The organism is Nitrospira defluvii, assembly GCF_905220995.1.
In the GTDB taxonomy this organism is placed as follows: Bacteria; Nitrospirota; Nitrospiria; order Nitrospirales; family Nitrospiraceae; genus Nitrospira_A; species Nitrospira_A defluvii_C.
In genome coordinates, this window is the sequence record NZ_CAJNBJ010000018.1 from 39,115 (window position 1) to 56,404 (window position 17,290).

Genomic DNA, 17,290 nt, shown 5'->3' on the forward strand with positions numbered 1-17,290 from the left:
CAATGAAACGAACGAAACCACGGGCCGGGGATTCTCTCGAGTCCGATTCGGTTGGATACTGCTGACGGTGCCCCTAAGATCAACTCAGGTGGCTTGATCTCAGGGGCCCACGTCATGACCTATCCGTCCGACGAGGGATCACGATTCACGTGCACGACCTTGGCCGGCGGGAAGCCGTTGAAGTACGTACTGCTGGCGGCGCAGTAGGCGCCCATGTTCTCGGAATAGACCAATTCGCCCAGATCCATGTCGGGCAACTGCTCAGCCAAGCTGATGGTGTCGAGGGCATCACAGGTTGGCCCAAACACGGCGCAGAGCTGCGTGGGGTCTTTCCTGAAGCTTTTCAGATGGTACTGACAGTGGTCGAAGATCACGCCGCTGTACGTGTGATAGACGCCGTCGTCGAGATAGTAGCAGAGCTTGCCGCCACGGACCGTCTTGCCGACGACCTGTGAGACGGCGGTGGCGGCGGAAGCGACCAGGAAGCGCCCCGGCTCGGCGAGGATCTCAATCGGCTCAGGAAACAGGCGATCGAGTTCGGCGTTGATGGTGTCGGCCAGGCTCTTGAAGGCAGGAACCGAGTCGTCGTAATGGGCAGGAAAGCCGCCACCGATGTCGAGCAACTTGAGGTTGAAGCCACGCGTCTTGGCCTCGGAGAAAATGCCGGCTGTCAGGTGCAGCGCCTGGACATAGTTTTGTACGTTCATACACTGGCTACCGACGTGGAAACTGAGCCCCTCAACCTCAAGCTTGTTGTTATGCGCGAAGGCGATGAGGTCTACGGCTTCGCCCGGTAAGGCACCGAACTTACTCGACAGTTCTACGATCGACCCGGTGTTGGGCACGGCCACCCGCAGCACGAGACCCGAGTGAGGGGCGTGGCGGGCGATCTTGAGCACCTCCTCATGGTTATCGTAGGTGATCAACGGCTTGTATTGATCCAACTGCTTGAGCGTCTCGATGGCCTTGATCGGGTTGGCGTAGATGATGCGATCCCAAATGTAATCCTGCTGCTCCTGCGCCGACAGGTGCTTGATCTTCTCATGTACGATCAAAAACTCGGCCATGCTGGCGACGTCGAAGCTGGCCCCCTCGTCGTAGAAGGTCTGTACGATGGCCGGATCGCTGTTTGCCTTGACCGCATAATAGACCTGCACACGCGGCAGGTGTTTACGAAACTGCTGGTAGTTCTCCCGCAGCACCTTGTGGTCCACCACGACCAGCGGGGTGCGATGAATTTTGGCCAGTTGAAGCAGCGTCTCTTCGTCCATGGTATCTCCCTTTGATTGCACTGCCCTCCGATATCGGCTCCATAACCAGCCTCAGCTGCATGACGTTCGCCTGGAGTGAATTAGTCTCCTTCCATAATGAGAAAATTGGTGAATTGCCATGGATCGGACAGGTCGAGTTGGGGCTGATTGTATCCGCGGAAGACGTTGGAGTAGTGCTTCAGCGGGTTCCAGTCCGACGGGTCTGAAATGAATTTCCCCAGGTACGGCTTGCTGACGGCGAGTACAAACTCGTGCGGCAGGTTGTCGGGCAGGCACACCCCTCGGGATGGGTTCTCAAGCATCCACAGACAAGCCGCCACGACGGAGATGGCCACTTGCACGGTAGTGGCATTGTTGTGCGGTGCCAGGCGACGCGACTCCTCGATGTCGAGATGGGAGCCGCACCACCACGACTGGTACGGGTGCCCCATCACCAGGACACCAAGGATGTCTGCCCCGCCGATGATCTCGTCGGTCATGATACGAACACGAGGCTGCAGCCTGTAGTCTGAACCGCGTAGCTCATGGAGGGAGGCGATTGCGGAATCGCACGGGCAATAGGCGTAGTGGACCGTGGGCCGGTAGACCGCCTTGTCGCCCTCCCACACGGTCAGTTTTTCGGTAATGCTGAAGGCTTCGCCGTGGCGGACGACCATACCTACAATGTTATGGTCGGGCGGCACCCAGCTCGCCACGAAGGTGTTCATGCCCATCCGCGCGAGACAAATCTGGCTCTTGGGCCCGTCCGGGTGCTCGTAGGCGAAGGGTGGTAGCCGTTTTTCATGTGTTCCCCAACCCATTTCAGCCGTCGTCGTGCCTTCTTCGCGGAACCCCTCGACGCTCCAGGTGTTGACGAATTCGTTCACCTGTTTAGGCTGATTCGTGATCTGCGTATCGCGTTCGCTGCAGTGAATGACCCGGACTCCGAGCTGGTGAGCCAGGTGATTGAACTCCTGCGCCTGCGCGTGGTGCGCAATCTTTTCCGCCTGTGCGTCGCTGAACTTCTTATCTGCCAGAGCCTGCCGTGCAATGTCCAACAGCGCATGCTTGGTGAAATGGCTGATGAGACCCGGGTTCGCTCCATGTTCAAGCACCGCCGTCGGCCCCGGCTCGCTCCACAGGGCGGTCATCTTCCGCAAATTCATGTGCCTCCAGTAGAGCGTCCGCTCGGTCGGGTGCCTGTCGTCGACTCCGCTGTAGGGGTCCCAGAGCTCCACCGATGTGTTGACGTACAACACGCCCCGGTCATGGCACCACTGGACGATTTCACAGCAATCGATGTTCCAGGCCAGGTCGATGAGGAGGTCTCCCGCCGACACGTGGCGGCCCAGGAGCGTGCCCAGATTCTCCGGCGTCACGCGATCCTTGACGAAGGTCACGCCCTGCTCGATCCAAGGCCGTAGCGCCGCATCGTTCGGCTCAAAATCTACGATGGTGATGCGTGTAGGATTGACACGAAGGTGCTTCAACAAAATCGGCAGCGTACATCGCGCCACAGCCCCAAACCCCACGAACAAGATGCGATTCCGAAACTCCAGCATCTAGTACCCTCCCACTCTTCAAACCGGTGAACATCGAGCACGTCATCGGATGGTCGGTGATCGTCACGCCGATGACCGTATCCGCATTTTTCAGAGAATTGCGCACTGTAGTGTCATGACGCAACGTTTCTCTTTCGAGAATGTTAAGAAATGGAAAACTTACTCGTGATCTTCCCCCCTTGGCGGAGTCCGGCACCCCCGGCAGGGTCGAGCCGGTACGATGGCCCTACGTCGCAGTGCGTCACAAACTCAAACAGAGTCTCGCAAAGCATCATGACGCTCAAGTGCCCCTGAGCAATGGTCAGCCGTTACCCAAGCCTGTCGGAGTTTGCGCAACCCCGCTCCATTCAATGCGATCACACCCAGCCCAAGACACAAGAGTGCAGGGTGGAGCCCCGGTGGTACACACACCATCCTCTTCTGCTCAGAACTGGCTAAACTGCGTATCGATCCAGCGTGATCCTGCTTTGCATCGCCACAACACCCATGTCCGTCCGATGCGGCCCTCTCGGCTGACAGCCGGTACCAGGAAGAAGTTTGGTTGTTCCGACAGTCAACGTGAGGCGGCGCTGCTCCATTTGGCGTTCAATCGGCCCTGGCGACTCGACTTCCATGACGAACCCCTCGATGGCTCAAGCCCTGGACGGAGAAGTGGTCTCATTTGTAAGGGGAAACAGGAGAAAAATCCCGAAATTTTCCGCAATCGCTCGATTCTTCTGTGCATAAGTCAAGGGCCATTTGGGGAAGGCCGAAAAATAAAATTGAATTCACAGGCGAATGTCGGAATTCACGAGGCAGTGTACAAATATGAATGCTAATACATACACACAACTTACAACCCACAATGTATAGTGGTCGAAAGCCAACCTGTCTCTATGCTCAACAAATAGGCAAATTGGTGCGTGGCATGGATTACAGGCGTTATTCGCGCTCAGTGGAAAGACTATCAACAGAGATATCCACAGATTTTGGGGAGAGGATTTTTTTCGCGCAATCACCATTTTCTTGATTGAAACCTCCACCCCATTCCCCTAGAATCGCGCCGCGCATTCCTCCCACCAATAATCCGAGTTCCTAGGCTTGACTCTGTCGGCAACCGGCTCCCCTTCTTCGATCATCTTCGGTGCCCTCTGATCGTTCATGGGTATCAGATGGGGGCAGGTTCCCTCGACCGCAGCCTACGTGGCGCAAACGAGCATTGCCCACGGTAACCGGACAGAGAGGGGACTTGTCGGTCGAGAATCTGGTGCCTTCGGGGGTATGGAGAGAAAGATTCGTTACCTCAATGCGGCAGACAAGCTTACGGACCAAGGAAGCCACGCCCATCGTGCGGTAGATATTCGAACCGTTGCGATTATGTGCCAGCGTGAAGAAGAGGGGCATCCTGTCGTCCGCAGTCAGGTCGCCGGCTAGGCTTCTTGTCGCGAGACCAAATGGACGGCTCCGGCCTTGATCGCGGCGGTGATCACCAGCCCGGGGGCAAGCTTGAACTCCTCCACCGTTGATCTCGTCACCATTGCGACGAGGGGAAAACCACAGTCCAGGGTCACCCGCGCCAACGCACCCAACATGGTCACTGACTGAACCGTACCCGTCAGGTGATTGCGCGCGCTGCTTACCGAGGCTCGCCCCTGTTCCAGCACCACATCTTCCGCCCTGATACAGGCAAACACGTCAGGGCCGATCGATTCCGCTTCGAGCGCAAGGAGTGCCGTCCCGTCCACGCTCACGCGCAACATGCCGCCGGTGGCCTCGACCACCCGCCCTTTCACCACGGTTTCAACACCGACTACGCGCGCAACATCCGCGTTCTGTGGACGGCTGAACACGTCGATCGGCGCCCCGACCTGTAAGACCTCTCCTGCACGGATGACCGCCATAACATCGCCCAATGTCAGGGCTTCCGCCCAGTCGTGCGTCACAATGATCGACGGCAGCGCCAGCTGTTTCAGGAGCACCCGGAGTTCGTCGCGCAAATGCAGTCGAGTCGGCGCATCCAAGGCCGACAGCGGCTCATCCAGCAACAAGAGGAGCGGCCGAGGCGCCACGGCTCGCGCCAGCGCCACACGCTGTTGCTGCCCTCCGGACAGTTCTCTGGGCTTCGCCTGCTCCAACCCGCGCAGTTGAAACAGCTCCATCACTTCATCGACCCGTTTCTTGCGTTCCGCGGAAGGAAGATGGCTCAGGCCATAGGCGATATTCCCCGTTACGGTGTAGGTCGGAAACAATGCGTAATCCTGCGACATGTACCCGACATGACGCTCTTGAGGCGGGACTCGAATCCCTGACGCGGTCTCCAGCCACACCCGTGACACGAAACGGATGGTGCCTTCCTCCGGCCATTCAAGCCCGGCCACGGATCGCAGAATGGTTGTCTTCCCCGATCCCGACGGGCCGAACAGAATCAGGACCGTCGCACCTTCCACCGGGTAACGGATCCGCGCGCGAATCGGCGGCCGACCGGGAAACGTCTTGACGAGGTGGATGGTTATTTCTGCGGCCATGCTGCCCACACGTTTCGATTCACCGCATACACCACCAGCAACACGGCGTAGGACACCACGAGAAGAAACAACGCCGTCTTGGCCGCGCCGGCATAATTCAGCGCCTGGACCTCATCATAAATATCGATAGAGACCGTGCGGGTGGAGCCTTCGAGATTGCCGCCGATCATCAATACCACGCCGAATTCTCCCATCGTATGGGCAAAACTCAACACCGCGCCGGTCACCAAACCGGCTGTGGATAGCGGGACGATCAGTCTAAAAAACGTCTGCAGTTTCGACACCCCCAACGTCCAGGAGGCTTCAATCAACCGCCGGTCGACCTGATCGAACGCCGCCACAAACGGCTGCACCGCGAACGGGAGACTATAGAGGATCGACGCGAGGAGTAATCCTTCAAACGTGAAGGGCAGCGGATGGCCGACCAAATCAGTATACAGACGCCCGAACGGGCTGTGGGGACCGATGGCGATGAGAATATAAAAACCCAGGACGGTCGGAGGGAGTACCAGCGGCAACGCGACCACGGATTCGACTAAAAATTTCCACCGCCAGCGAGAGAAACTCAGCCAATAGGCGATGGGGAGGCCGACGAACAGCAGCGCCAACGCCGTGAGCCCGGCTAACTTACACGTCACCCAAATTGCGATCCAGTTCACGCGCGCGCCTCAGCCACGACCTGACGTTCCCGACCGGCGCCATCCTAGGAACACCGGTCCGGAAGATCAACTGCCTCCACATGTTATTTTCCGATCATGACCTCGGTGGCCTTCACCGCCACGGTGACCTGATCGTTGACCGTGAGTCCCATGTTCTTGACAGACCCTTCGGTAATAGCGGCAACGAACTCCAGCGTGCCCACTTTCACCACCACCTCAGCCATCGCCTGCCCTTCATTGATACGGACCACGGTGCCTTGAAATTGATTCCGTGCGCTCAGCTTCATTTCCTGCTCCTTTCTATTTGCGCTGAAGTGATTCAGCTGGTTTGTCGCCCAGCTCACTCCCCTTACACTCAAACCGGATACCCCACCGTCTCCCGCGTTCTTCGTCTTCGGTCCCTTCGATCGTGCCCATGCCCGCGCTGGTGTAGCCACGGACTTCCCCCTCTCTCACCAGGCGCGACCCGCCCGCGCATTTGGCCTGCATCAGATCCAACGCTTGCTTGCGATAGGGCGAACCCATCGGCCCACCCCGATCCTGCTTATAGCTGTAAGTAACCACGCCGCCCTGCGCGGACTCCTGTTCCATCAGCACCGCCTGTGAACAGCCGGCAGTCAGGAATAGAGCGCCGCACCACACCAACCGCCAGTGCTTACTTCGGTAATGTGAATCCATACCGGATCATGATCTCCTGGCCCTGAGACCCTTGCAGAAAACTTAAAAAGTTACGAGCGAGTTCCTGATGCTTTGACTGCTTCAAGATGGCCGCCCCTTGTTCCAACGGCGGATGCGCTTCCGCCGGGATTTCCCAATAGCTGCCGGCACTCTTCATGGCCGGCGCCAGCGCCAGCGAGAGGGCAATGATCCCCACATCGCAGGCGCCCGACTCGATGAACTGTGCCGCCTGGGAAATGTTTTCACCCAAGACCAAGCGGTCTTTGACATCGGCATAGACCTGAGCATGCTCCATCGCCGCCACCGCTGCACGCCCATAGGGCGCGTGCTTGGGATTGGCAATGGCGATCTTCTTGATCGTCGGTTCCCGCAAGACCGTCAAGCCCTTGGCCAGATCCAACGAAGAGGTCTTCGGCGCCCACAGCACCACCCGTCCCACCGCATACCGATACAACGAGCCCGGGACGGTCAGGCCCGCCTCCTCCAGTTTTTTCGGATACCCGATATCCGCTGAGAAATACAGATCGAAAGGCGCACCCTGCTGGAGTTGCGCGTAAAAGTTGCCGGATGAACCCAGCGATAACTTCACGCGATGACCGGTCTGCTTCTCAAATTCCCCAATCACCTCTTTGATGGCAAAGTTGAGATCGGAGGCGGCCGCTACGGCGATCTCCTCGGCACTGACAGGGCTTACCGCACACAAGATGAACAGAATGATGGCGAAGAACCTTCTCATAATCGGTACTCCTTAGAAAGTCGCCCAAAAATGGCTTGATGCGTCTGCACACTATGTACATGCCGTCTCACGTCAACCTTCACCGCAGGATGCGAAAAATGGCCGTCCAGCAAGGCCGCAGCGAACGAGGAGGCGAATCGTACTCTGGGGTACGGTGAGCCTTGGAGGTTCACGACGCGCGGAATAACGCGCGTCACGCTTGTGAACGCCGCCGAGCCGGTGAGGCGGCCGTGTCTCGCGAGAACGCCACTGGCGGACGTTTTCCGCATCCTGCTAGAAGAAGATTTGATATTGAACACGTATGGCATTTTCAATCAAGGTTCCCCCCACCGCATCCAGTGGTACCGTTCCCGACCCTGGCGGCAGCGGTGCGCTTCGGCCGATGGTATATCCGCCGGTACCAAACTGGGTATTGCTATAGGTCACCATGATTTGGTGGTCATAGGTTCCGTTCAGAAACCAGTTCAATGACACATCGGCCTGCCGGATCAGGTCGTTCGCGGAGTTGGTATCGGGATCCCAATAGGCATACCGGGCCGCCAGTTCCACCGTGCGCGGAATCAGGTAATAGCCGCTTTGCACATACCAACCCATGGCATTGCCGAAATTATTCGGCGCCGTTGCCGTGCAGGTGGTGTTCATGCAAGGCAGTCCCTTGTCGTGGCGGATGACGTTCTTGAAATAAAACTCGCCCTGCAGCGAGAAGCCGCGGTATTTGAACACCCCATCGGCCGCCCAGGTGGAATAGTCCACAATACCGAGACCAAGCTGTCGGCCGTTGCCGAAGGCCGCCAACTGGCGCCTGATGTTGAGGTTGGCGAGATCGAGGCCGACGAAGGCGTTGTCGGAACTGGTATTCACCCCGGGATTATAGGAGTATCCGCCGCCGACGGCGAGTTGAGGTGTTTCAGAATAGGCGAGGTCGCCCTCTCCGTATCCGGGACGGCCGAGAATATTCCAGTTCAGTCTGGCCACATACATCAGTCGATCTACATCGATACGCGTATTGGCATTCAGATTGCGCTGATTGGCAGGACAGCCGGCCGGAGATGGGAATGGATTGCCGCTCGTCTGGCCGCCGGGACAACCAACCGTGGCTTCTTCAGACGTGAACGAGCCCAGGCGGTTGAAGCTCGGACCGGCGCCGTTAAACACGCCCAAGTAATAGTTCACAGGGAACAACTCTTCGTCGTTCATGATCGTGATGCCGATATCACGACGATCGAGACCGCTCGCGGTAAAGGCATCCTGCACAAGGGCCCGTTCGGCGAATTGCATCGATGCCGTCGAATTAATTTGCGACCGGTTGAAGTACACCTTGTACTGCCCGAACTGCACGTTGGCCCAGGGCAGTTTCGTGTAGGTGAAATTGACGTCAAAAAGGGAGAGCGAACCTGGCGATTGAGCATTCTCTGCCGTCTCCGCCCGCATCTGGATGTAATATTTGAAGTCCGGGTCGAACAGATGGCCCATGAAGTAGAACCGCAGTCGACGAACATTGAACGAGGAGGAACTGTTCTCCGACCGATTGGCTCGATAGTCACCGAACACGCCCAGGAGCTCGGGAAAGTTCTTGGCTTCACCGGGATTTCTCCAGGCATCGTTGCGGAATCGTTGCGTATAACGGAGCTGGGATCGGAATCGGATCTTGAGAAAAAAGGCATTGTCGTTCATCGAGAGATTAAATCCGCGGTCATACCACCCGCGGAAAGACGGCGAGAGCAATTGGGTCCGCTCTTCGGAATCTTTGACCACCTGATCGTACTCCTCCTGCGTAATCATGCCGCTTTTGACCGACCGTTCGAGCAGGAGCTTGAGCGAGGGGTCCATGCTTTCGACAAAGACATACTTGCCGTCTTTTTCGACCAGCTTTCCGGTATCGGCCGCCTCACTCGCCCCCGCAGAGGCCAGCCAAGCCGCCAGTACTATCAACACGCCTACAAGCAGGCGATGAGCACACCGTTGATGACGAAAAATATACAGGCCTTCCCTAAGTCGCTTCATACCAGTCTCCATCTGTCCCCAGGTTCGTGGCACGATCGGAGGGGCACCGGTCCTTCGACCGTCAGCGAGGCGCCGCAGCACCAGCTTCTCCCGATTTCAAGAATTGCCGGAATTCAACTGCCGGCACACGCTTCTCATCGGTCGCGTAAAACCGCCCCGGTTCGAAGTACAGAATGTATTGCTTCGGCGTCGGAGGAGGGAGTGGATAGTTGGAGTCGTAATCATCTGACTTCCGGACCGGAATCTGCGTGTGGAAATATTCGATCGTCAGATACAAGTAAGGATCGCGCACGGCCATCCACCCGGCAATCGTGTCCCGGCCGTACACCGGATTGAACCCAGGGTTGCGGACTTCGAAGTGCACTCGGTCGTTGGGGCCGACTTGCTGAAATCCCTGCGCGACATATGGCGCGAGCGCGTGCAGGTCGTCTTCGCGAAACAGCGGCTTCGGTGGTTGTTCTTCGGCAAACCAGCGCAACGGCAAGCGTTGTTGTTCACGGATCGAAAACCCTCGTAACAGACTGGTGAGTTCAGCACTCGTCAATTGCACGGGATGCGAATACGTTTGGGGCTGCACGTCGCGCTGAACCGCCACCACGACACGCTGATCCTCATGAATTGTTCTAGTGGTATAGGGCAATCTGGCACAGCCGGCGAGAGCCAGGGCCCATACGAGCACGAGGGCGAGGCCCCATACCCCACGCCTGTCGCTTCTCATGAATGTATTCCGCATCACGCCTCCCTCACACCAGGCAGATAGTGTCATGAATACAACAACTAAATATATGTATACTTACACTGAAGGCAAAATTTTTACCGCCCACTCGCAGGCGGCACCGCATACCCCGCTTGCCGCACCAACTTCTGCGCTTCCGCACTCTGGATATAGTCCAGGAACTCCTCGCAGAGTCGTCGATTGGGGCAGTACCGTTCCATCGCCATGGAGTGCACCGTCGGCTTGTAGCCCTTGTTGATGACGCCCACAACCCGTAACCGCTGTTGCTGATCAACGGCCTGATCCCCCCAAATGATGCCCACGTCTGCTTGCCCGCTCAGCACATGGTCGATGACTCCGCGCCCATCGGTCGCCACATCCAATCGTCCCTTCAACACCTCTTCCATGCCTGAGGCACGTAACATATCGGCTGTCTGTGCCCCCAACCTCGTTCGCGTCCGCTCCGCAATGGCGAGACGTGCGCGTCCCTGAGCGAGCGCCTCGAACGACCCTGGAGCCTCCACTAGAGACTCGGGCACCACCAGCACCAACTGATCCACGGCATATGAGCGTGTGGTGCCGGGTAACACATAGTATTTCACCTGCAACCTCGTGATCACCTCATCACCACCGGGCGCCACGAGATTGATCGGACCAGTGCCGATGAAGTACTGGCCAACCATGCTGTTTTCCATCCCTGCGATGGTTTGGCGTAACTGGAGTCCCGAGTCGAAATACAGCTTCACCCGCACATTAGGATGCGTGTGTTCAAAACCGCTGCCTAATCGCTCCAGTAATCCTTTGAGGCTCGGTGAAGCTGCGATGACAAATGACTCGGCCGCGCCAGCTTGTCCGATTCCAAACCAAGAGGGCACCGCCAGGAACAGCGCCACAGACAGGAAGGCCCGAACGACGTGCGTGATGTACCCCTGCCCTTTGCTGTCTTTCTCCATTTCATCCCCCAACCGGATGTAGCCCTACGCTATCCCACTCGCAAACTGCGCACCTTGCCGGTCTCCGTCATGTCATAGCCGCCCAATGCTTCGACCTCGGTTCGGAACTGGCGGCTGGCAATGGCATCGAGGAGATGCGAGAGGCCCGGATGGCTCGAGAGATATCGCTTCGGCAGGACCAGGTCATAACGAGCTTGTTGCAAGGGCACGAAGTCGAGACCGAAGATCTGCGCCGCGGACCGCACGCCGATCCCCACATCACCATGCCCCTCGGCAATATGACGCGCGACCTCGAAGTGCGAGCTTACGGTCACTCCATACCCCTTCACATGAGTACGGTCGGCACCTAACGCTTCCAGCCGCTGATCCAGCAACATTCTGGCGGCAGCGCCCTCTTCACGATTGACCAACACCACGTTCGGGCGGAGAAGATCGTCGACCGCACGAATTCGCTTGGGATTGCCTGCCCGCACCAGAAGCCCCTCCTCCCACGCCGCAAACGTCACGACGATATAATCATCACCCTGCAAGTGACGGCGAAGGTACGGCAGATTCGATTCTCCCGTTTTCGCATCGAGAATGTGCAATCCCGCCATATGCACTTCCCTGCGCTTGAGCGCCTCCAATGCGGCCGCGCTGCCCATCGACCAACCGACGACCGTGTAGGTGTCTTTGTGCCGGTGAAGATATTCGCTCGCCAGGTTGATGGCCGGATCACAACCGGCCACCGCAATTTCTCGTTCAACGATCTGTCGCTCACGCAACAAGCGGACGAGCACGCGGCGGTCGGATTTTGCCGAACGTGGACCTGATCCCACCTTACCGATGATGAGACCGTCCGCAGGAACGGTGTAATTCAAAATCTCGCCCAACGCCGCCACTGGACGGACAACGAACCGGTCCTCGACCTTGGCAACCTTGACTCTGGTTCGGGGCTGAACGGCGGAAACAGGCAGCCCGCCCCAGACCCAATCGCCTTCGATCAACTCACCCGTCGTCTTGAGGCTGAAGATGTCTTCCACGTGGCAGCCCAGCACGCTGGCGAGTCGCAATGCCACGGCAGTGGTGGGGAGATATTGATCGGCTTCGATTGCGCACACGGCCTGACGAGTAATCAAGGCCCCATCGGCAAGCTGTCCCTGGGAGAGACCTTTGGCCATCCGTAATGCCCGCAGTGAATTCACAACATTGGAAGCCGGTTCCGCTTTACTTTTTTCACTCATGATGGCGGACATGTATCACGATAGATAAATTTGTGTCAACTATCATTGACGCCCATGAACCGATAGCAGCGTGGATATCACAGACGAATGAGGTGAACTCTGACAACTTTTCGAACGGATGTAGCTGCTTCGCTGAGGTCGATCCTCCTCAGATGAGTCGCTTTTTGATGAGCCATGGACGAAAGAAGCATTGAATGGTTTTATTGTTGACAAACTTATTAAAGATAATGTATTTCATACCTCATCGGAGTACAGTACTTTAATAACGCATTGATCGTATGGTGATTGCTCACATTTCGTCACCATTCACTAAATGGTTACAAACATTCACATGGGAGCGAACGCGATGAGACGATCAGCATTTGCCTTCGGGGCAAGCCTGGCCATCCTCTGGGGCGGTCTGACACTGCCTGCGGCAGCGGTCGAGGAAGGCCAGTTCATCAAGAAGGACGGGAAATGGGAATATTATTCGGGCGAAGACCCAGGTCTGAAATATCTCCTGCTCAAGGGCATCATCACGCAGGACGAATATGACCGGGGCCTCAAAGTCATCGAGAAGCGCGAACAGGTGTCCAAACCCAACTACAACATCGACGTGAACAATGGCCTGAACTTCCGCGTCGGGGACAAATTTTTCCTGAAACTGCGACTCCTGACTCAGGTTCGCTACACCCACAGCGCCTACAATAACGCCTGGGGGACGATCGGAGATTCGCGTAATCCTGAAATCCTCGGTGGACAGGTCGAATACCGGGCGATCCGCAAGCAGAGCGACTCCAATCAATTCAGCGTACCCCGCGCCCGACTCCAATTCCTGGGTTATGCCTTCGATCCAGATTTTCGCTACAACATTTCCTGGGCGTTTGACCAAACCACCTGGAACCAGGAAGGTGGCAGCGGCAGAGCCGGCCTCCTCGATGCCTACGTCTCCTCATGGCACATCCCCTGGCTGACGGTGCAGGCCGGTCAACAACGTGTCTGGTTCAACCGCGCCACCATCAGTTCCATCGCCACCTCGACCTTCGCAGACAACCTGATCGTGCAAAACGCCTTTGCGGCCAACCAGCAAAACGCACGCGATATCGGTCTGAGCATTTCCAGCGACGAGGACCAATATAAGTTCAACTATGCCATCGGTATTTGGGGAGGCGTCGGAGCCAATCTGGCGAGGGAAGGCACCTCGGTCAGCCAAAATGTGTTGCCGCAAACCGGCACGCCTGGCGCCCCCGGAGCGGCAACCACGCGCACCTATAACTACGACACGCGTTTTATGACCGGCGAAATGATGTACACGGTGCGATTGCTGTACAAAATCGCGGGGAACCCCGGCTATGGACAGGGAGACATTCTCAATTCGCGCACGCTCCAGTCCGCCATCGCCTTCGGCTATGCCTACAACCCCGCACAGAATTACTTAAGTTCCATTCGCTCGGACATTGTCGATCGCGCCTATCGCCAGGCCGTCACCAAGGCCTATAACGGGCGCCTCCTGGCCGGCGGCATCTATGATTTCCAGACCTATGAAACCGACTTCATCGCCAAGTACCAGGGATGGTCACTGCAGGCGGAAGGCTATTACCGGCACCAGCGCGTGCGAAACGCCAATAGCGGGACCAGCGCGTTTGATTTGAATACGATTCCATCAGCCCAATTCCTCGGGCCACCGGTCAATCTTGGACAGGCTTACGGCTGGTACGTACAAGTGGGAAAATACATCATTCCGCGCAAACTGGAACTGGCAGTGCGGTATGGATTCATGGATCCGTCTACCCAGCAGGTGAACGATCTGGTGAAAGAATTCGGCGCCGCGATCAATTACAGTTTCGACGGCACCTACAACAACCGGCTCGTGATCGATTACTCCAATATCACCATGGGAAGCGGCGGACGAGCGCCGGACCGGTTTCCCTTTGAAAGCCAGCCGGGATTCGGCAGTGACCTCGTGGAGAACCGGATCAATGTGCAGTACCAGTTCTACTTCTAGACGTATATGGCAGACCACTACAGGTTCTTGGAGGACATCATGAGAGCATTGCGTGTCAAAGGAGTTATCGCCATCGTCGGCCTGTTGATCGGCCTGGGACTGCTCGCCCAGCCGGTGCAGGCGCAGCCGGAAACTATCACCATCGCCGCTGCCAACAGTTTGAAGGATGCCCTTCGCAAAATCCTCCCGCTGTTCGAGACGGAACACCGGAACATCAACGTGCGGGTGATTTACGGCCCGTCTCAAACACTCCGCAGTCAGATCGAACAGGGCGCGCCGGTGGACATCTATCTGCCGTCTTTGTTTGAAGAAATCGATCAGCTCGAAGCAAAGGGGTTGATCATTCAAGGGACCAAACGGGCCTTTGCAGCGACCTCGCTGGTCTTGATTACGGGAACGGCCCTCCCCGCCCCCATCAGCACGATTCAGGATTTGCAAACGATCCCGGTACGCCGCATTGCCGTCGGCGACCCGAAGACGTCGTCGGTGGGGAAAGTCTCCGCGCAGTTTTTGAAGTACAGCAAACTCGAGCCAAAGCTGAAGTCACAGTATGTTCTCGGTGAACATTCTCGAGCCGTTCTCGATCTGGTAGCCAAAGGCGAGGCCGAAATCGGCGTCGTCTATCGCACCGATGCCATCTCGAACCCGGGCGTGCGCATCCTCGACACCGCACCGGTCGGCTCTCACACCCCGGTCCGCTACGGCGTCGCCGCGGCCTGGACGGCGCAGAACATCACCGCAGCCGGCGACTTCATTGAATTTCTCCTAAGCCCCGCCATCCAGACCCACTTGCAGGAATTCGGATTCGACCGCGTATCTCCCGAAGTCGGATTCGCTCAACGAGAAGAGGTGAAACCATGAACGGCATCGAACATCCACAGCAGCACCCGTTATCCCGTCACGCCCATCTCATCTTCGCCTTCATCGGCGTGATGGTGGCGGCCGGTTGCGCAGCACAAACCCCGACGCCGCCCAAGACCGTCTATCAGTCGGGATTGAATCAGGTGCGAATCGAGAAAGACCCGGCGTCAACGATCAATGTCCATCCGGCCTCGTTGAGCGCCACGGAAGTCGGCACCCTATTACGAGGCGTTCGAATCTGGGAACGACGCAACGCGCTGCATCGCCTGTTCGTCGGACAGGCGGACAAAACCAGGGCCTTCCGCGACGGGGAAATTGCCATCCTGGCTCCGGCCCTGGCCAAAGCGCTGTCGCAAGCCTCGCCCTCTGAACGCGTGTACTACCATCTCAGCCATGCGACCGAACATGGCGAAGAGGAAACCAGCACGGGGTGGCTGTCGATACAAGACACGACGCTGCATCTGGCGTTGCGCGAAGCCCACGACCGGCACGGGCCGGGGCCCGATATCAGTAAGTATGACCGGCAGATGCCGAACGTCCCGGAACGGTCTCCGGCCTTCGACGCCACCTTTGAGCCGGAAGAATACCTGGTGAAGGTGCGGTCAGGTGGAAGTCTCTTCGCACCGGACCAACAGGAAGAACTGCTCATCCGATACCGGGAAGCGCTGGCCGCCATGCCCGCGCAACCTGGCCTAGAACGAGAGAGCAAACCGGCCACGGAACAGCACTGAGCGGCCGAGAAAAGAAGGGAGTAACCATGTCAATCCTGGTCGTCGGCGGTGATTCGGTCGATGGAATCAAAGAACGGGCACAAGCCGGCGGCCACGGATGCGTCGAGCATTGGAGCGGACGTAAGACGCGTGACCTGGTGAAGGCCATTCCCAAGAAGACCACAGTCGTCGTGGTGGTGCTCGATCGAGTCAACCATACGCTGGCCCGGAAGGTGCGCACCGAAGCCACCAGGCGCGGCCTTCCCGTGTTTTTCCGAAAGCGGGGAAACCATGTGCAGTCCACGGCGAAGCGGCCGCTAGATCTGACGCATTGGCTCAACAAGGCACAATAACCAATTGATCAACGCCCGACCACACAGCTTATCGGAGTTCACACGATCATGACGTTCAGTAACTTGGTTCGACTCACCGCACTCGTGCTTTTGCTTTTTCCCTTATCCACGCCAGCTGGAGCGGAAACACGAGAAGTCCTCCTGGCGGCCTATAGCGTTCCTAAAGAAGCGTACGAGAAGCGCATTATCCCCGCCTTCATACACCATTGGAAACAACGAACAGGAGAAACCATCCAGTTCCGAAGTTCATTCGCCGCATCGGGTGCCCAGGCCCGTGCCATTGTGGAAGGTCTCGATGCGGACATCGCCGCACTGTCATTGGAGAGTGATCTGCAGCAGTTAGTCCAAGCCGGTCTCGTGGCCCACGACTGGAAACAAGGACCACAGCAGGGCATCATCACCACCTCAGTCGTCGCGCTTGGCGTCCGCAAAGGAAATCCGAAATCAATACAAGGCTGGGAAGACCTGACGCGACCCGGCGTTGAGGTGCTCTATCCGAGTCCGAAAACGTCCGGTGGCGCCATGTGGGATATCGTTGCAATCTATGGAGCCGGGCTTCAGCTCGGTGCCCGGAAAGGATTAACGGAGCCTGCGTCTCGCGACTATGCCGCTGACCTCATCAATCGGATCCAACGTAACGTCAAGGTCATGGATAAGAGCGGCCGGGAATCAGTGACGACATTCGAGCGCGGTGTCGGCGATGTGATCGTCACGTACGAAAACGAATTACTCCCGCGAATCGCCCAGGGCCGCCCATACGAGCTCGTGTATCCCCCGGAAACCGTCGTGGTGGAAAATCCCATCGCATTGGTGGACCGCCATGCCGACCGTCACCAGGTGCGAGACATCGCTGAAACCTTCATCGCCTTCCTGCACGGGCCCGAGGCGCAACAAGCCTTTGCCGAATTCGGATTCAGACCGACCAATGCAGCGATTGCCACCTCTACGGCGGCCGCCTTCGCCCATCCGCCCCATATATTTACGATAGCCTCGCTTGGCGGATGGGATCATGTCTTCGCGGCACTGTTCAGTCCTCGTGGGGCCTGGACCAGAGCTGTGGAGGCACGCGACAGATGACCCATCGAGACACACAATGAA

Annotated in this window: 17 protein-coding genes; 6 read left to right on the forward strand and 11 right to left on the reverse strand. The window is 57.6% G+C overall.

Annotated features, from left to right (window positions below; all coding sequences use genetic code 11):
* Window positions 1–119: 119 nt before the first annotated feature.
* Together KJA79_RS18910 and KJA79_RS18915 are read right to left on the reverse strand one after the other, a co-directional pair.
* A complete protein-coding gene (locus KJA79_RS18910; RefSeq protein WP_213043649.1) occupies window positions 120–1,271 on the reverse strand; it encodes a type III PLP-dependent enzyme in 1,152 nt (383 codons plus the stop codon).
* A gap of 80 nt (window positions 1,272–1,351) precedes the next feature.
* A complete protein-coding gene (locus KJA79_RS18915; protein WP_213043650.1) occupies window positions 1,352–2,812 on the reverse strand; it encodes a saccharopine dehydrogenase C-terminal domain-containing protein in 1,461 nt (486 codons plus the stop codon).
* A gap of 1,260 nt (window positions 2,813–4,072) precedes the next feature.
* Between KJA79_RS18915 and KJA79_RS18920 the strand changes: the two genes are divergently transcribed.
* Window positions 4,073–4,225: a hypothetical protein gene (locus tag KJA79_RS18920; RefSeq protein ID WP_213043651.1), complete on the forward strand. Its 153-nt coding sequence runs from the start codon at window positions 4,073–4,075 to the stop codon at window positions 4,223–4,225.
* On the opposite strand, the gene KJA79_RS18925 is transcribed toward KJA79_RS18920, so the two are convergent.
* The 9 genes from KJA79_RS18925 to KJA79_RS18965 form a co-directional block, all read right to left on the reverse strand.
* The gene (locus KJA79_RS18925) at window positions 4,222–5,316 is read right to left on the reverse strand and encodes an ABC transporter ATP-binding protein (RefSeq protein WP_213043652.1); all 1,095 of its coding nucleotides are present in this window, start codon (window positions 5,314–5,316) and stop codon (window positions 4,222–4,224) included. The genes KJA79_RS18920 and KJA79_RS18925 overlap by 4 nt on opposite strands.
* The gene (gene modB, locus KJA79_RS18930) at window positions 5,301–5,975 is read right to left on the reverse strand and encodes a molybdate ABC transporter permease subunit (protein WP_213043653.1); all 675 of its coding nucleotides are present in this window, start codon (window positions 5,973–5,975) and stop codon (window positions 5,301–5,303) included. Before modB ends, KJA79_RS18925 begins: the two co-directional genes overlap by 16 nt.
* Before the next feature lie 83 nt (window positions 5,976–6,058).
* Window positions 6,059–6,262 carry a TOBE domain-containing protein gene (locus tag KJA79_RS18935; RefSeq protein ID WP_213043654.1) on the reverse strand — a complete coding sequence of 68 codons (204 nt, stop codon included), beginning with the start codon at window positions 6,260–6,262 and terminating at the stop codon, window positions 6,059–6,061.
* Between the two features lie 13 nt (window positions 6,263–6,275).
* Window positions 6,276–6,653, reverse strand: coding sequence for a hypothetical protein (locus KJA79_RS18940; RefSeq protein ID WP_213043655.1), 378 nt, complete (start codon window positions 6,651–6,653; stop codon window positions 6,276–6,278).
* Entirely contained in the window at window positions 6,631–7,389 is a 759-nt protein-coding gene (gene modA, locus KJA79_RS18945) for a molybdate ABC transporter substrate-binding protein (RefSeq protein ID WP_213043656.1), read from the reverse strand. Before modA (KJA79_RS18945) ends, KJA79_RS18940 begins: the two co-directional genes overlap by 23 nt.
* Window positions 7,390–7,662: 273 nt before the next feature.
* Window positions 7,663–9,393: a porin gene (locus tag KJA79_RS18950; protein ID WP_213043657.1), complete on the reverse strand. Its 1,731-nt coding sequence runs from the start codon at window positions 9,391–9,393 to the stop codon at window positions 7,663–7,665.
* A gap of 61 nt (window positions 9,394–9,454) precedes the next feature.
* Window positions 9,455–10,126, reverse strand: coding sequence for a hypothetical protein (locus tag KJA79_RS18955; protein WP_213043658.1), 672 nt, complete (start codon window positions 10,124–10,126; stop codon window positions 9,455–9,457).
* Between the two features lie 80 nt (window positions 10,127–10,206).
* Entirely contained in the window at window positions 10,207–11,061 is an 855-nt protein-coding gene (gene modA / locus KJA79_RS18960) for a molybdate ABC transporter substrate-binding protein (protein WP_213043659.1), read from the reverse strand.
* A 29-nt stretch (window positions 11,062–11,090) separates the two neighbouring features.
* Window positions 11,091–12,284: a substrate-binding domain-containing protein gene (locus KJA79_RS18965; RefSeq protein WP_213043660.1), complete on the reverse strand. Its 1,194-nt coding sequence runs from the start codon at window positions 12,282–12,284 to the stop codon at window positions 11,091–11,093.
* A 346-nt stretch (window positions 12,285–12,630) separates the two neighbouring features.
* Between KJA79_RS18965 and KJA79_RS18970 the strand changes: the two genes are divergently transcribed.
* The 5 genes from KJA79_RS18970 to KJA79_RS18990 are packed head-to-tail and all read left to right on the forward strand — an operon-like array spanning window position 12,631 to window position 17,269.
* Window positions 12,631–14,268: a hypothetical protein gene (locus KJA79_RS18970; RefSeq protein ID WP_213043661.1), complete on the forward strand. Its 1,638-nt coding sequence runs from the start codon at window positions 12,631–12,633 to the stop codon at window positions 14,266–14,268.
* Window positions 14,269–14,307: 39 nt separating this feature from the next.
* Window positions 14,308–15,129: a molybdate ABC transporter substrate-binding protein gene (gene modA / locus KJA79_RS18975; protein ID WP_213043662.1), complete on the forward strand. Its 822-nt coding sequence runs from the start codon at window positions 14,308–14,310 to the stop codon at window positions 15,127–15,129.
* Window positions 15,126–15,860, forward strand: coding sequence for a hypothetical protein (locus KJA79_RS18980; protein ID WP_213043663.1), 735 nt, complete (start codon window positions 15,126–15,128; stop codon window positions 15,858–15,860). Before modA (KJA79_RS18975) ends, KJA79_RS18980 begins: the two co-directional genes overlap by 4 nt.
* 26 nt (window positions 15,861–15,886) lie before the next feature.
* Entirely contained in the window at window positions 15,887–16,192 is a 306-nt protein-coding gene (locus KJA79_RS18985; RefSeq protein WP_213043664.1) for a DUF2325 domain-containing protein, read from the forward strand.
* 48 nt (window positions 16,193–16,240) lie between these two features.
* Complete coding sequence (locus KJA79_RS18990; protein ID WP_213043665.1) at window positions 16,241–17,269, forward strand: sulfate ABC transporter substrate-binding protein; 1,029 nt, start codon at window positions 16,241–16,243, stop codon at window positions 17,267–17,269.
* Window positions 17,270–17,290: the final 21 nt, after the last annotated feature.

What these genes read in the sequence shown, in the direction of transcription:
- modA (WP_213043656.1), bottom strand. Translation starts at nt 7,389, where the DNA reads ATGAGAAGGTTCTTCGCCATCATTCTGTTCATCTTGTGTGCGGTAAGC.
- KJA79_RS18965 (WP_213043660.1), bottom strand. Translation starts at nt 12,284, where the DNA reads ATGAGTGAAAAAAGTAAAGCGGAACCGGCTTCCAATGTTGTGAATTCA.
- KJA79_RS18955 (WP_213043658.1), bottom strand. Translation starts at nt 10,126, where the DNA reads ATGCGGAATACATTCATGAGAAGCGACAGGCGTGGGGTATGGGGCCTC.
- modA (WP_213043659.1), bottom strand. Translation starts at nt 11,061, where the DNA reads ATGGAGAAAGACAGCAAAGGGCAGGGGTACATCACGCACGTCGTTCGG.
- KJA79_RS18920 (WP_213043651.1), top strand. Translation starts at nt 4,073, where the DNA reads ATGGAGAGAAAGATTCGTTACCTCAATGCGGCAGACAAGCTTACGGAC.
- KJA79_RS18990 (WP_213043665.1), top strand. Translation starts at nt 16,241, where the DNA reads ATGACGTTCAGTAACTTGGTTCGACTCACCGCACTCGTGCTTTTGCTT.
- KJA79_RS18940 (WP_213043655.1), bottom strand. Translation starts at nt 6,653, where the DNA reads ATGGATTCACATTACCGAAGTAAGCACTGGCGGTTGGTGTGGTGCGGC.
- KJA79_RS18925 (WP_213043652.1), bottom strand. Translation starts at nt 5,316, where the DNA reads ATGGCCGCAGAAATAACCATCCACCTCGTCAAGACGTTTCCCGGTCGG.
- KJA79_RS18970 (WP_213043661.1), top strand. Translation starts at nt 12,631, where the DNA reads ATGAGACGATCAGCATTTGCCTTCGGGGCAAGCCTGGCCATCCTCTGG.
- KJA79_RS18950 (WP_213043657.1), bottom strand. Translation starts at nt 9,393, where the DNA reads ATGAAGCGACTTAGGGAAGGCCTGTATATTTTTCGTCATCAACGGTGT.
- KJA79_RS18985 (WP_213043664.1), top strand. Translation starts at nt 15,887, where the DNA reads ATGTCAATCCTGGTCGTCGGCGGTGATTCGGTCGATGGAATCAAAGAA.
- KJA79_RS18915 (WP_213043650.1), bottom strand. Translation starts at nt 2,812, where the DNA reads ATGCTGGAGTTTCGGAATCGCATCTTGTTCGTGGGGTTTGGGGCTGTG.
- modA (WP_213043662.1), top strand. Translation starts at nt 14,308, where the DNA reads ATGAGAGCATTGCGTGTCAAAGGAGTTATCGCCATCGTCGGCCTGTTG.
- KJA79_RS18935 (WP_213043654.1), bottom strand. Translation starts at nt 6,262, where the DNA reads ATGAAGCTGAGCGCACGGAATCAATTTCAAGGCACCGTGGTCCGTATC.
- KJA79_RS18980 (WP_213043663.1), top strand. Translation starts at nt 15,126, where the DNA reads ATGAACGGCATCGAACATCCACAGCAGCACCCGTTATCCCGTCACGCC.
- KJA79_RS18910 (WP_213043649.1), bottom strand. Translation starts at nt 1,271, where the DNA reads ATGGACGAAGAGACGCTGCTTCAACTGGCCAAAATTCATCGCACCCCG.